The sequence below is a fragment of the Scandinavium hiltneri genome, assembly GCF_024764835.1.
GTDB classification, from domain to species: domain Bacteria; phylum Pseudomonadota; class Gammaproteobacteria; order Enterobacterales; family Enterobacteriaceae; genus Scandinavium; species Scandinavium hiltneri.
Genome location: NZ_JALIGE010000067.1, coordinates 1 through 14,088, shown reverse-complemented (window position 1 = coordinate 14,088; position 14,088 = coordinate 1). Strand labels below are relative to the sequence as shown.

Genomic DNA, 14,088 nt, shown 5'->3' with positions numbered 1-14,088 from the left:
AGTTTACCCAGGATAAGAGATTAAATTATGAGCAACATTATTAAGCAAATTGAACAAGAGCAGATGAAGCAGGACGTACCTTCTTTCCGTCCGGGTGACTCCGTGGAAGTGAAAGTATGGGTTGTTGAAGGTTCCAAAAAACGTCTGCAGGCATTCGAGGGCGTGGTTATCGCTATCCGTAACCGCGGTCTGCACTCTGCATTCACTGTTCGCAAAATTTCCAACGGCGAAGGCGTTGAGCGTGTCTTCCAGACTCACTCTCCAGTCATTGACAGCATTACTGTTAAACGTCGTGGTGCCGTTCGTAAAGCTAAACTGTACTACCTGCGTGAGCGTACTGGTAAGTCTGCTCGTATCAAAGAGCGTCTTAACTAAGATTCGCTTAAGCGACATCCAAGTTAAAAAGGGCTGGCCGCAAGGCTGGCCCTTTTTTATTGTCATTCCTCTCGAATGTTAACCTTCCCGCTGCAAATCATTTACAATGTCCCCGCTTCGGAGGACAGATGGCAGAGAACACATTTCATCGTAGTAACGGTAAACGCGTCGCGGCCTGGTTCGCGCTGTTTGCTATTGCGTTGATTATTGTGGCGCCGCTGATTTCCGTTTCACTGCAAAAAGACCCGATGAGTGCAATGCCCGGTATGCATCACGATATGTCGATGATGAGCGAGCATCATGATGGGCACCCTCCGGGCACGACGCCGGTCGATCACGCTGAGGCCTGCGGCTACTGTGTGCTGTTGGCGCACGTACCGGGGCTTATTCTGGCCCTGGTGCTGCTGGTCTGCGCGTTATCGTTACGCCTGCGTTTACGACCGCCGCGACTGCGCGTGCAGGTCTGGCATTTTTCCCCGTGGCTTTATCCTCCTACCCGCGCACCGCCGTGTCTGTCTGCTTTTACCTGTTAACAACATAAGAATGGGCGCCAAGCGCCACACTCCTTGTTTGCTTTTTAAAAGGAAAAGTATGACAACCTGCACCCCGCGCGCGGCATGGGTCAACCTGCTGCGTCGTCTTCATTTTTCTATTGGTCTGTTTGTCGGACCGTTCATCTTCGTGGCGGCACTGACCGGCACGCTGTACGTTGCGACGCCGCAGCTGGAAAATCTGCTGTATCGCGACGCCCTGACCGCAGAAAAAGGCGGAGAGCCACACTCTCTGGCCGAACAAATCGCCGTGGCAGAAAACGCGACGGGCCAGAACCTGGCGCTGTATGCCGTGCGTCCGTCACTGACGCCCGGTGAAACCACTCGCGTGATGTTTAGCTCCCCCTCTTTGGGTGAGTCTGAAAGCCGGGCGCTGTTTATCGACCCCGTAACGCTGGCGGTGAAAGGCGATATAACGGTTTACGGCACCAGCGGCATTTTGCCTCTGCGTCAGTGGATTGATTACGCACATCGTTCGCTGCTGCTGGGTGATGTCGGACGGCTTTACAGCGAGCTGGCAGCATCGTGGATGTGGCTGGCGGCCTGCGGCGGAATTGCGCTGTGGTTCTTTACCCGGCCGAAACGGCGCATCCGTAACCGCGTGCAGAATAATCGTCGGGTGCATGTGATGCTGGGCTGGATCCTGCTGGGCGGTATGTTGCTGTTCTCGGCGACAGGCTTAACCTGGTCACAGTGGGCCGGCGGTAACGTCGATAAGCTGCGCTCAGCGTTAAACTGGCTGACGCCGCAGGTGAATACCCAGTTGAATGGCCAAATGATGATGTCAGACCCGCACGCTGAGCATCATGGCGGTCACGGTGGAATGACGATGGCAATGATGGCCCCGGACGTTGTGTTGTTTGATGACGTACTTCATCTGGCACAGAAGGGAGGGATTGATGCCAGCAAAGTTGAAATCCGTCCGGCAAAAAGTGAAGACAAAGCGTGGACGGTGACGGAGATCGATCGTGGCTGGCCGACTCAGGTCGACGCTGTGGCGATCGACGCGGCAAAAATGCAGATCGTCGATCGCACGCGTTTTGCTGATTTTCCGCTGATGGCAAAGCTGACGCGCTGGGGCGTGGATTTCCACATGGGGCTGCTATTTGGTGTGCTGAATCAGATCCTGCTGGTAGCCTTTGGCGCGGCGCTGTGCGTGATGATTGTGGTAGGTTATCGGCTGTGGTGGTGTCGGCGTCCAACGCCTGCGAAATATAATCCGTTGACCACACTTACCCAAAGCTGGTTTGATTTGTCGCGAGTGGGGCAGTGGACGGTATCTGCGCTGGCCGTGTTGTTGGGCGTAGCGATGCCCGTATTAGGCGTCAGTTTACTGCTGTTTGTCGCCGTGGATGTACTGCGCTGGCGCATGGCCAGCACAGTCGCAACGGTTCAGTCAGCAGACTAACCGTCAGGGTGCGCTGATGACGACCGTTACGCGGTGGTTTTCAGCGCGGCCCTGCGCCGTTTTATTGCTGGCAACGGGGTATTTTTTCCCAAGTCCGCGCGTCGTGAGATTGGTGCGCGGAATAGTGCCAACGAGAGCGGGCACAATACAAGTCGCTACCGGGGCTCACTCATGTTCCACGCATCCAGGATTAATGCATTGATGTAGGATATATACTCAGCCAGTCATTAGCACCCGTAATCAATACCCTGTGCGCTAAGTTTGATTGTTCCAACATTAATTACGGGTTTATGAAGGCCCATCAATTTAACCTGTTGGATTGCGTTCCTTCATTCATTCCTTTCTGCCAGGCTTCACGTAGCGCCGCAGCGTTATCCAGGCTATCGCAACCTTCAGGGTAAATCTTGCCGGAAACACCCCAGCCAAAAAGCAGATGTGGCGTGCAGATATCTTTCAGACCCAAGGCATAACCCTTCAGATACGCTTTACGATCGACTTTGGGATCGTTCTGGTCGCTCGCCAGCTGGCTATCACTTCGGGCGATCACGCCACTTCGGCCATCATCAATACCTTCGCCGTACCAATCGGTGCTGGTCCATTGAGGTGAATGGGTGTAGGGATCAATCTGGCATCCGTTCAATAATAAAAGTAAAAGCGCACACAGGACTGGCTTCATAGGCTTCTCCATATCAGTGCTTTCAGCATAGCGGAGTCACTGCATATCGCGAGTGGAATGATTTATTTACGGTAATGTGTGAAATAAATGCGCTAAAAACGCTTGCTGTAAAGTAAAATTTACGAATTGTGGATTGAAATCTTTACCATGTGTGGTATCGTAGGCTCAACCTCGCTGAGGAAACCCTTTTATCGCAAACGAGCTATACAGGATCGCCATCATGCAAAAAGACGCGCTGAACAACGTACATATCGCCGACGAACACGTTCTGATCACTCCTGAAGTCCTGAAAGCGGAATTCCCGCTGACCATTGAACAGGAAGACCAGATTGCCCAGTCTCGTCAGACCATTTCCGATATCATTGCCGGGCGCGATCCGCGTCTGCTGGTGGTCTGTGGGCCTTGCTCTATCCACGATCCGGAAGCCGCGATTGAATACGCTCGTCGATTTAAAGCCCTTGCCGCAGAGGTCAGCGATAGCCTCTACCTGGTGATGCGTGTCTACTTTGAAAAACCGCGTACCACCGTTGGCTGGAAAGGGTTGATCAACGATCCACACATGGATGGCTCGTTTGATGTTGAAGGTGGTTTGAAAATTGCGCGACGTCTGTTGGTGGAACTGGTCAGCATGGGCCTGCCGCTGGCGACTGAAGCGCTCGACCCGAACAGCCCGCAGTACCTTGGCGATCTGTTCAGCTGGTCCGCTATTGGCGCGCGTACTACAGAATCTCAGACTCACCGCGAAATGGCATCCGGTCTGTCAATGCCAGTTGGCTTTAAAAACGGCACCGACGGCAGCCTCGCGACGGCGATCAATGCCATGCGTGCGGCGGCGATGCCACACCGTTTTGTCGGTATCAACCAGGCTGGTCAGGTTTGCCTGCTGCAAACTCAGGGCAACCCGGATGGGCATGTGATCCTGCGCGGCGGTAAAGCGCCAAACTACAGCCCGGCAGACGTCGCTCAGTGCGAAAAAGAGATGGAACAGGCGGGACTGAAGCCTGCGCTGATGGTAGATTGCAGTCATGGTAACTCCAACAAAGACTACCGCCGTCAGCCTGCCGTGGCAGAATCCGTGGTTGCACAGATTAAAGATGGTAACCGTTCCATTATCGGTCTGATGATTGAAAGTAATATTCATGAAGGCAATCAGTCTTCCGAACAGCCGCGTTGCGATATGAAATACGGCGTGTCTGTGACCGATGCCTGCATCAGCTGGGAAGCGACGGATGCGCTGCTGCGCGAACTTGATAAAGATTTGCGCGGCCAGCTGGCGGCTCGTCTGGCGTAAGAGGAATTTATGGTTGCTGAACTGACCGCGCTACGCGATCAAATAGATGAAGTAGATAAGGCGCTGCTGGAATTATTGGCGCGCCGTCTGGAGCTGGTGGCTGAAGTCGGCGAAGTCAAAAGTAAGTATGGCTTGCCGATTTACGTTCCTGAGCGCGAGGCGTCGATGTTAGCGTCGCGCCGTCAGGAGGCCGCTGCGTTAGGGGTTCCGCCCGATCTTATCGAAGACGTTCTGCGTCGGGTGATGCGCGAATCTTACTCCAGTGAAAATGACAAAGGCTTTAAAACGCTTTGTCCGCAACTGCGTCCGGTGGTTATCGTCGGTGGTGGCGGCCAGATGGGGCGTTTGTTTGAGAAAATGCTGACCCTGTCAGGTTATCAGGTGCGGATCCTCGAAAAGGACGACTGGACGCGCGCGGAAGAGATGCTCTCCGATGCGGGAATGGTTATCGTCAGTGTACCGATTCACTCCACAGCGGAGATAATCGAGAAGCTGCCAGCCCTACCCGCGGACTGTATTCTGGTCGATCTGGCATCGGTGAAAGCCGTTCCGTTGCAGGCAATGCTGGCGGCACACAATGGTCCGGTACTGGGATTACACCCGATGTTCGGCCCGGACAGCGGCAGCCTGGCGAAACAGGTTGTGGTGTACTGCGATGGTCGTCAGCCGGAAGCGTACCAATGGTTCCTGGAGCAGATTCAGGTCTGGGGTGCACGTTTGCACCGTATCAGCGCGGTGGAACACGACCAGAATATGGCGTTCATTCAGGCACTGCGCCACTTCGCGACCTTTGCGTACGGACTGCATCTGGCGGAAGAGAATGTCCAGCTGGAACAGTTGCTGGCGCTGTCGTCACCGATTTACCGCCTGGAGCTGGCGATGGTTGGGCGTCTGTTTGCGCAGGATCCTCAGCTGTATGCGGACATCATCATGTCTTCGCAGAGCAATATTGCGCTGATCAAACGTTACTACAAACGATTTGGCGAGGCGATTGAACTGCTGGATCAGGGCAACAAACAAGCCTTTATCGACAGCTTCCGTAAGGTTGAACACTGGTTCGGCGATTACGCTCAGCGCTTCCAGAGCGAAAGCCGGACACTGTTACGGCAGGCGAACGACAGTCGGCAATAAAAAAACTGTTTATACTCAAAAGCCAGAGGGGAAACCCGCTGGCTTTTTTTATAGGGAAACGAATATGGCTCAACCTGATGTGCTGTTTGATTACACCGGTCATTTGCCGGAGTGCCCAACCTGGAGCGAGGCCGAGCAGGCGCTCTATTGGGCCGACATCCTGGAGTATGAAATTCATCGTTACGATATCAGGAGTGGCGAACATCAGGTATTGCAGTTTCCAGAAGAGGTGGGGTGTTTTTCACTTCGGGAAAAGGGCGGGTTTATCGTCGCCCTGCGCAGCGCTATCTGGTTAAGCGACAGTCGCGGGCTACTGGTGCGTAAAATTTGCGATAACCCGAGTAATCCACAGCTGGCTCGTTTTAACGACGGCGGAACCGATCGTGACGGCCGTTTTTACGCAGGCACGTTCTGGGGGCCGGGCGATTACAACGGCGCGCTGCTGGTGCGGATAGATAATAAACTCAAACCGAAAGTTATTCAGTGTGATATTCACGGTGCCAACGGGCTGGCCTTTAGCGCTGATAAAAAATGGATGTACACCTCGGATACCCCAAATGGCGTTATCTATCGTACGCCGTTGGATGAGCAAGGTGAGCCAGGAAAGCGTGAACCATTCCGTCATTTCAGAGCGGGCGAGGGCATTCCGGATGGCGCCGCGATAGATGAAGAAGGCTGCTACTGGAGTGCGATGTTCGATGGCTGGCGGGTGGCACGTTTTTCACCTGAGGGACAGCAACTGGAAGAGTATCGTTTGCCGGTTCGTTGCCCGACGATGGTGTGCTTTGGTGGTCCTGAGATGAAAACGTTGTTTATAACTACCACCCGAGAAAACATGAGCGCCGAAGAGGTTCGTCAATATCCGCTCTCCGGCGCAATCTTCACCCTGCCTGTTGCCGTCGCAGGGATGAAGAAACTACCGTTTATCGGCGGTTAAGCCGGGTCAACCGGCACAACGGTTTCGCTCGGATAACAGCCCAGCACTTTCATGGAGCGGGTGATTTCACCCAGCTCTTTCAATGCGCTTTGCATTGCTTCGGCTTCCAGATTGGCCTGCACATCCAGATAAAACATCTCTTCCCACGGATTGCCGTAAATCGGACGCGACTCCAGCTTGGTCATGATCACATTATGATTACGTAATACCAGCAGCGCTTCGACCAGTGCACCGGCCTGTTGCCCGGTGGCTATCAGTAGCGTTGTTTTGGCTGGCACCTGATCGGAGACGTTGATGGCTTTACGGGCCAGGACCACGAAGCGAGTAATGTTCTGCGTCTGGTTGGCCAGATTGCGTTCCAGCACCTGTAATCCATAAAGACCGCCACCCGCCTCGCTGCCGAGCGCGGCTACGTGTGGAGAATTGGCTTCGGCCACTTTTTCCATCGCCGCTGACGTGCTTTCGGTGTACTCAATTTTCCAGTGAGGATAGCGATTCAGGAACTGGCTGCACTGCTGGAAGGGTTGTGGATGGCTGTATACGGTTTCGATTTGGTCGAGACTGGTCGAGCCGGAAACCAGCACGCAGTGATCGATAGGGATAGTCATCTCGCCCACAATCGACAGGCTGGTGTGCTGCAGCAGATCGTAAACGTCGTTGATCGCACCTGAGCTTGTGTTTTCAATCGGTACCACGGCGTAGTCAGCTTGTCCGGTTTCGACCTGATTGAAAATGTCAGAGAATTTCGCGCAGCCGCTTTCGATAAACTCCTCAAAATGACGGGCAGCGTATTGACGTGCAGCGAGGTGGGAATACGATCCTTTCGGCCCAAGGAATGCGATGCGCGCTGAGTGCGGGTTAATTTTGTTCAGATGCTGCTGAAGCAGCGCCTGCTGAGTCAGGACCGAATCCTCGATAATCAGCTGGAACAGACGTGTGATGTAGTGCGCATCGAGATGATGTGTCTGGCCCAGGGTAATCAGACGCTCGAGCAGATCGCGCTCTCGGTCGATGTCGCGTACCGGGCGATGAGATAACAGTTTCGCTTTACCCACGTCAACAGCCAGCCCACGACGCTCGGCCAGCAGCGAGAGCAACTTTTCATCCAGTGCGCTTATCTTATCGCGCAGAGCCAGTAACGGGTTTTCCGCAGTCATAATGTCGCCTTTCTTGTTATCAATAAAAAAGGCCCCCCGTTGTGGGAGGCCTTATTGTTCGTCTTCGCATTCTTTATCACACGACGAAACGCCTCCCAATCAGGGGAAGGTAAAAAAGAATGCGAAGAAGAACGGGACAATTTTCATCAGGGTTTCCTTAGAAGCACGTAGTTAAAGTAACCGTACTGTTTTCATGCTGTCAACAGCTAAAACAGTCGGGCACAAAAAACGCGCCCGGAGGCGCGTTGGATTAACACAGTTGATAAGGATTACTCTTGTTCAACGAAGTTGACGTCTTTCACCGATGCGTTGGCGCGACGTGCTTCCCCTTTGTGTTGCACTTTATTGAGCTGCCTTTCCAGCTTGTTGATCAATTCATTAATGGCAGTGTACATATCTTCGTGACGTGCGCTGGCAACCAAGTGGCCATTCGGCGTGTTCATGGTTGCATCGGCAACAAAGCCCTGCGGTTCCTTAGACAGAACAATATGGGGGTTAATCAGATGAGTTTGCCATTTTTCAAGTTTGGTGAGACGGTCTGCGACGTGCTGGCGGATGGCCGGAGTAATATCCATTTGTTTACTGGTAATGTTCATTGTCATAAATTTTACCTCTTGTCTTTCCCGTCTTGGTGATTCCAGCATACCGTTCTCAATGTCAAAATGTGTGATTTGTATCACGTTATTTTGTCACTTTTTGTCAGTCAGCGTAATTTGTGAGGCAGGACAGGAACAGGGGATTTAATACTTGAGGAATGGGGAAAAGAGGGCCATAGTTGATGGGATGACTGCGAGCTAAACCGGTTCAGCGTCCTCACGAATTGCATAAAAAAAGGCAGCCTTTTGGGCTGCCTTTTTCGTTATCAGGACAATCAACTGCTGGTCTTGTCGCCATTGGCGGCAATGATTTTCGCCACTTTGTCGGCCTGAGCGTTCATCTGCATTTCGCGGTAGGCTTTTTCCATCTTCGGCAGCGCATCGCGAGTAGCCTGCGTGTCCGGGAAATCACGCAACATGCCTTCCGTGCGGTTCACTACAGCAACCCATGCACCGCGATCGGTGTAGTAATCCACAACCGACAGCTCATACTTCGCCAGGCGGTCTTTCAGGAACACCATGCGCTTGTAGGCGTCGGAGGTGTACTGGCTCTGCGGATAGCCGCGGACCAGCTTGGAGAAGTCATTGAATGCATCACGGGCATGCTGCGGATCGCGGTCAGAGCGGTCAACGCCAAAGAAGCCCTGTAGGGCGCTGTCATCCAGTGCCATATTGGTCAGGCCACGCATATAGATGACGTAGTCGATATTCGGGTGAGTCGGGTTAAGACGCATGAAGCGGTCGATGGCAGCCTGAGCCAACGGCAGATCGGCGTTTTTGTAGTACGCATAAATCAGGTCGAGCTGAACCTGCTGAGAATACGGGCCGAATGGATAGCGGTTATCCAACGCTTCCAGTTGCGTTATCGCCTGTTTCCAGTTACCGTCCTGCAACTTTTGTTGAGCAGTCGCGTAGATTTCATTTGGCGGGCTATCAGGCACCTCTTCCTTTGAACCGGAACAACCCGCCAAAGCCAGGCTGAGTGTGGCAAGGGCCACCAGGTATTTCATGCGCGTCATGACGTTTTGACTTTCCTCAGAATGTTTATGCGGGAGATTATCATTCCTGCTCCCGATTAAGACCAGCTACAATAGCACACTATATTATACGGCGAAGCCGTAAAACCCAACGTTAAACGAAGAAGCTGTTTATGGCACAACAAGTACAACTCACCGCAACGGTATCCGAAAAACAACTCGGTCAACGCTTAGATCAGGCTTTGGCCGAAATGTTCCCGGATTATTCACGTTCACGCATAAAAGAATGGATTCTTGACCAGCGAGTGCTGGTTAACGGCGTCATTTGTAGCACGCCGAAGGAGAAAGTGTTGGGGGGAGAACATGTCGCCATCAACGCTGAAATCGAAGAAGAAGCGCGGTTCGAGCCGCAGGATATCCCGCTGACCATCGTCTATGAAGATGACGACATTCTCGTTATCAACAAGCCTCGCGGTCTGGTCGTGCATCCGGGTGCGGGCAACCCAGACGGGACTATCCTTAATGCGCTGCTGCATTATTATCCGCCGATTGTCGATGTTCCACGTGCGGGTATTGTCCATCGTCTGGATAAAGACACCACCGGTTTGATGGTCGTTGCGAAAACCGTTCCAGCGCAAACGCGTCTGGTGGAATCGCTGCAGCTGCGTGAAATTACCCGCGAATATGAGGCCGTCGCAATTGGTCACATGACGTCGGGCGGAACGGTGGAAGAACCGATCAGTCGCCATCCGACCAAGCGTACCCACATGTCCGTTCACCCAATGGGTAAACCGGCGGTGACGCATTACCGCATCATGGAGCATTTCCGTATTCACACGCGTCTGCGTCTGCGTCTGGAAACGGGGCGTACGCACCAGATTCGTGTGCACATGTCGCACATCACCCATCCGCTGGTGGGCGATCAGCTTTACGGCGGCCGTCCGCGTCCACCGAAAGGGGCGTCAGAAGCCTTCATCACTGAACTGCGTAAATTCGATCGCCAGGCGCTGCACGCAACCATGCTTCGCCTCTACCATCCAATTACGGGCATCGAGATGGAATGGCATGCGCCAATTCCACAGGATATGGTTGATCTCATTGCCGCTATGCGCGCAGATTTTGAAGAACACAAGGACGACGTCGCCTGGTTATGACCAAGATTATTGTTCCACAGTGGCCGATGCCTGCGGGCGTCGGTGCATGTAGCTCAACGCGAGTGGGTGGCGTGAGTGCGTCTCCCTGGGATTCTCTTAATCTCGGTGCCCACTGTGGTGATAATCTGGAGCACGTTGAAGAGAACCGTCGTCGCTTCTACGAAGCGGCCGCGTTTCCATCGCGTCCGGTCTGGCTTGAGCAGGTCCACGGTAATGCAATACTAACGCTGACCGGTGGCGAGTACGGTTCCAAACGGGCCGACGCGTCATACAGCAACAAGGCGGGTCTGGTCTGTGCAGTGATGACTGCCGACTGCCTTCCGGTGCTGTTTTGTAATCAGGCGGGTACTGAAGTGGCTGCCGCCCATGCGGGTTGGCGTGGTTTATGTGATGGCGTGCTTGAGCAAACCGTCGCACAATTTCAGGCTAAGCCGGAAAACATTCTCGCCTGGCTTGGCCCTGCAATTGGTCCGCTGGCATTCGAAGTGGGTCCGGAAGTCCGCGAAGCATTCATGGATAAAGATGCGAAAGCTGATAGCGCTTTCCGCCCTGCTGGCGAGAAGTATTTCGCCGATATCTATCAGTTAGCCCGTCAGCGTCTGGCAAATCTCGGCGTGACTCAGGTGTTCGGCGGTGAACGCTGTACGCTAAGCGAAAAGGATGATTTTTTCTCTTATCGACGCGATCGGACCACCGGTCGTATGGCAAGTTTCATTTGGCTGATATAACCTAAAGAATCAAGACGATCCAGAAGGCTGACATATTTTTCACATAGTCCAGGTCTCTAACCTTGAATAATTGAGGGATGACCTCATTTAATCTCCAGTAGCAAAATTGACCTGTTATGGGAGGAATTATGCGTCTGGATCGTCTTACCAATAAATTCCAGCTTGCACTCGCCGATGCCCAATCTTTGGCATTAGGGCACGACAACCAATTCATCGAACCTCTTCATCTCATGAGCGCACTTCTGAATCAGGAAGGCGGTTCGGTACGTCCTTTATTAACTTCAGCTGGCATTAATGCCGGGCAGTTACGCACGGCCATCGATCAGGCATTGAGCCGTTTACCGCAGGTGGAAGGCACTGGCGGTGACGTTCAGCCGTCTCAGGATCTGGTCCGTGTATTGAATCTTTGCGACAAGCTGGCGCAAAAACGAAATGACAACTTTATCTCGTCAGAGCTGTTTGTTCTGGCGGCGCTTGAATCACGTGGCACGCTTGCCGACCTGTTAAAAACCGCCGGAGCAACAACCGCCAATGTGACGCAGGCGATTGAACAAATGCGTGGAGGTGAAAACGTGAATGACCAGGGTGCTGAAGATCAGCGTCAGGCGTTAAAGAAATATACCCTTGATCTCACCGAGCGAGCCGAACAGGGGAAACTTGATCCGGTCATCGGCCGTGACGAAGAAATCCGCCGTACCATTCAGGTATTGCAGCGTCGTACCAAAAACAACCCGGTTCTGATCGGTGAGCCTGGAGTGGGTAAAACCGCGATCGTCGAAGGGCTGGCTCAGCGTATTGTTAACGGCGAAGTACCGGAAGGGCTGAAAGGCCGCCGGGTACTGGCGCTGGATATGGGTGCGCTGGTGGCCGGGGCGAAATACCGCGGTGAGTTCGAAGAGCGTCTGAAAGGCGTGCTGAACGATCTCTCAAAACAGGAAGGCAACGTCATCCTGTTTATTGATGAGCTGCACACCATGGTTGGTGCCGGTAAAGCTGACGGCGCAATGGATGCCGGTAACATGCTGAAACCCGCATTGGCGCGTGGTGAACTGCACTGCGTCGGGGCCACTACGCTTGATGAATATCGTCAATATATAGAGAAGGACGCTGCGCTTGAGCGTCGATTCCAGAAAGTATTCGTGGCGGAGCCGACAGTTGAAGACACTATCGCGATTTTACGTGGCCTGAAAGAGCGTTATGAATTGCACCACCACGTGCAAATCACAGACCCGGCGATTGTGGCTGCGGCGACATTGTCGCACCGCTATATTGCCGACCGACAGTTACCGGATAAAGCCATCGACCTTATCGATGAAGCTGCGTCCAGTATCCGCATGGAGATTGACTCCAAACCGGAAGAGCTTGACCGACTTGAACGCCGCATCATCCAGCTCAAGCTGGAACAGCAGGCCTTGAAGAAAGAGTCTGACGAAGCCAGCCTGAAACGTCTGGATATGCTCAACGAAGAACTGGACGATAAAGAACGTCAGTATTCGGAACTGGAAGAAGAGTGGAAAGCGGAAAAAGCGTCTCTGTCCGGAACGCAGACGATTAAGTCTGAACTTGAGCAGGCGAAGATTGCGATTGAACAGGCTCGTCGCGTCGGTGATTTAGCGCGGATGTCTGAATTGCAGTACGGCAAAATTCCGGAGCTGGAAAAACAACTGACGATTGCCGAGCAGTCTGAAGGCAAAACCATGCGTCTGCTGCGTAACCGCGTTACCGACGTAGAGATTGCCGATGTGCTGGCGCGCTGGACCGGGATCCCGGTGGCGAGAATGCTGGAAGGCGAGCGTGACAAACTGCTGCGTATGGAGCAGGCGTTGCACAGCAGGGTGATTGGCCAGAACGAAGCGGTAGAAGCCGTTTCCAATGCCATTCGCCGTAGTCGGGCTGGTTTGTCTGACCCGAATCGTCCGATTGGTTCGTTCCTGTTCCTCGGGCCAACCGGTGTCGGTAAAACCGAGCTTTGCAAAGCGCTGGCTAACTTCATGTTCGATAGCGACGATGCGATGGTGCGTATCGATATGTCCGAGTTTATGGAGAAACACTCCGTCTCGCGTCTGGTCGGTGCGCCTCCTGGATATGTTGGCTATGAAGAAGGTGGCTATCTGACCGAAGCGGTCCGTCGTCGTCCTTATTCTGTCATTCTGCTGGATGAAGTAGAGAAAGCGCATCCTGATGTATTCAACATTCTCCTTCAGGTGCTGGACGATGGACGACTGACGGACGGGCAGGGGAGAACGGTAGATTTTCGCAATACCGTGGTCATCATGACGTCGAACCTGGGTTCCGACTTGATTCAGGAACGTTTCGGCGAGCTGGATTATGGGCACATGAAAGATCTGGTGCTGGATGTGGTGAGCCACAGCTTCCGCCCAGAGTTCATCAACCGTATTGATGAAGTGGTGGTCTTCCATCCTCTGGGTGAAAAACACATTGCATCGATTGCGAAGATCCAGCTGCAGCGTCTTTACCAGCGTCTCGAAGAGCGTGGATACGATGTACATATAGAAGATGATGCGCTGGCGCTGCTGAGTGCCAATGGCTATGACCCGGTTTACGGCGCACGGCCATTGAAACGCGCTATTCAGCAGCAGATTGAAAACCCACTGGCACAGCAAATCCTTTCTGGAGAGCTGATTCCTGGGAAAACTATCCTGCTGAAAGTCAAAGACGACCATATTGTGGCAGTGCAGTAAGTCACATAAATGCAAAAACGGGCCCTCAGGGGCTCGTTTTTGTTTAAAAACCAGGCGAATATTACCGTCTGGCACATTATTTGTATGAATGTTGAGCTGTCGAAAGTTTTTTTCAAATTTATACTTGCCGTCTCGTCAGAACTCCCTATAATGCGCCTCCACTGACACGGAACAACGGCACGCTAGCCGCCGGGTCAGAAGGGTTTCCCAGGAAATCCTGACAGAGAAAAGCGAAAATAAACGCTTGACTCTGAATGAGGAAAACGTATTATACGGGGCCTCGAGTTAGCAAGCGAAAGCGCGTAACTCACTGCTCTTTAACAATTTATCAGACAATCTGTGTGGGCACTCAAAGTGACATGGATTCTTAAACGTCGAAAGACGCTAAATAGAATACCAAGTCTT

The 14,088-nt window shown here is 53.0% G+C and carries 14 protein-coding genes, 1 pseudogene and 1 other annotated feature; of the genes and pseudogenes, 9 read left to right on the top strand and 6 right to left on the bottom strand.

The window, feature by feature from the left end:
• Nucleotides 1-27 precede the first annotated feature (27 nt).
• From rplS to MUU47_RS02085, 3 genes are all read left to right on the top strand, one after another.
• Nucleotides 28-375, top strand: coding sequence for a 50S ribosomal protein L19 (rplS, locus tag MUU47_RS02095; RefSeq protein ID WP_031374778.1), 348 nt, complete (start codon nucleotides 28-30; stop codon nucleotides 373-375).
• 128 nt (nucleotides 376-503) lie between these two features.
• Nucleotides 504-908 carry a DUF2946 domain-containing protein gene (locus tag MUU47_RS02090; protein ID WP_258986451.1) on the top strand — a complete coding sequence of 135 codons (405 nt, stop codon included), beginning with the start codon at nucleotides 504-506 and terminating at the stop codon, nucleotides 906-908.
• Between the two features lie 58 nt (nucleotides 909-966).
• Nucleotides 967-2,334: a PepSY-associated TM helix domain-containing protein gene (locus MUU47_RS02085; protein ID WP_258986450.1), complete on the top strand. Its 1,368-nt coding sequence runs from the start codon at nucleotides 967-969 to the stop codon at nucleotides 2,332-2,334.
• Nucleotides 2,335-2,337: 3 nt separating this feature from the next.
• Here the strand turns inward: MUU47_RS02085 and MUU47_RS02080 are convergent.
• Nucleotides 2,338-2,472: pseudogene (locus tag MUU47_RS02080) on the bottom strand (OmpA family protein); the annotation flags it as partial.
• A 163-nt stretch (nucleotides 2,473-2,635) separates the two neighbouring features.
• Nucleotides 2,636-3,010, bottom strand: coding sequence for a DUF2799 domain-containing protein (locus MUU47_RS02075; protein WP_258986449.1), 375 nt, complete (start codon nucleotides 3,008-3,010; stop codon nucleotides 2,636-2,638).
• Between the two features lie 220 nt (nucleotides 3,011-3,230).
• On the opposite strand from MUU47_RS02075, the gene aroF reads away from it, so the two are divergent.
• From aroF to MUU47_RS02060, 3 genes are all read left to right on the top strand, one after another.
• Nucleotides 3,231-4,301, top strand: a complete 1,071-nt coding sequence (aroF, locus tag MUU47_RS02070; protein ID WP_258986448.1) for a 3-deoxy-7-phosphoheptulonate synthase AroF — start codon at nucleotides 3,231-3,233, stop codon at nucleotides 4,299-4,301.
• A 9-nt stretch (nucleotides 4,302-4,310) separates the two neighbouring features.
• A complete protein-coding gene (gene tyrA, locus MUU47_RS02065; RefSeq protein WP_258986447.1) occupies nucleotides 4,311-5,432 on the top strand; it encodes a bifunctional chorismate mutase/prephenate dehydrogenase in 1,122 nt (373 codons plus the stop codon).
• 64 nt (nucleotides 5,433-5,496) lie between these two features.
• Entirely contained in the window at nucleotides 5,497-6,369 is an 873-nt protein-coding gene (locus tag MUU47_RS02060) for an SMP-30/gluconolactonase/LRE family protein (protein ID WP_258986446.1), read from the top strand.
• Here the strand turns inward: MUU47_RS02060 and pheA are convergent.
• From pheA to bamD, 4 genes are all read right to left on the bottom strand, one after another.
• Nucleotides 6,366-7,526, bottom strand: a complete 1,161-nt coding sequence (pheA, locus tag MUU47_RS02055) for a bifunctional chorismate mutase/prephenate dehydratase (protein ID WP_258986445.1) — start codon at nucleotides 7,524-7,526, stop codon at nucleotides 6,366-6,368. The genes MUU47_RS02060 and pheA overlap by 4 nt on opposite strands.
• A 22-nt stretch (nucleotides 7,527-7,548) precedes the next feature.
• Nucleotides 7,549-7,674, bottom strand: a sequence feature (Phe leader region).
• Nucleotides 7,626-7,673, bottom strand: a complete 48-nt coding sequence (gene pheL / locus MUU47_RS02050) for a pheA operon leader peptide PheL (protein ID WP_110512077.1) — start codon at nucleotides 7,671-7,673, stop codon at nucleotides 7,626-7,628. Its footprint overlaps the feature before it by 48 nt.
• A 121-nt stretch (nucleotides 7,675-7,795) precedes the next feature.
• A complete protein-coding gene (raiA, locus tag MUU47_RS02045; protein ID WP_159757793.1) occupies nucleotides 7,796-8,128 on the bottom strand; it encodes a ribosome-associated translation inhibitor RaiA in 333 nt (110 codons plus the stop codon).
• Between the two features lie 269 nt (nucleotides 8,129-8,397).
• Entirely contained in the window at nucleotides 8,398-9,141 is a 744-nt protein-coding gene (bamD, locus tag MUU47_RS02040; protein WP_258986444.1) for an outer membrane protein assembly factor BamD, read from the bottom strand.
• A gap of 131 nt (nucleotides 9,142-9,272) precedes the next feature.
• On the opposite strand from bamD, the gene rluD reads away from it, so the two are divergent.
• The 3 genes from rluD to clpB all read left to right on the top strand — a co-directional run bounded on the left by rluD (nucleotide 9,273) and on the right by clpB (nucleotide 13,683).
• Entirely contained in the window at nucleotides 9,273-10,253 is a 981-nt protein-coding gene (gene rluD, locus MUU47_RS02035; protein ID WP_110512070.1) for a 23S rRNA pseudouridine(1911/1915/1917) synthase RluD, read from the top strand.
• Nucleotides 10,250-10,981: a purine nucleoside phosphorylase YfiH gene (gene yfiH, locus MUU47_RS02030; RefSeq protein ID WP_258986443.1), complete on the top strand. Its 732-nt coding sequence runs from the start codon at nucleotides 10,250-10,252 to the stop codon at nucleotides 10,979-10,981. The genes rluD and yfiH overlap by 4 nt, the downstream gene beginning before the upstream one ends.
• A 128-nt stretch (nucleotides 10,982-11,109) precedes the next feature.
• A complete protein-coding gene (clpB, locus tag MUU47_RS02025) occupies nucleotides 11,110-13,683 on the top strand; it encodes an ATP-dependent chaperone ClpB (protein ID WP_258986441.1) in 2,574 nt (857 codons plus the stop codon).
• Nucleotides 13,684-14,088 lie beyond the last annotated feature (405 nt).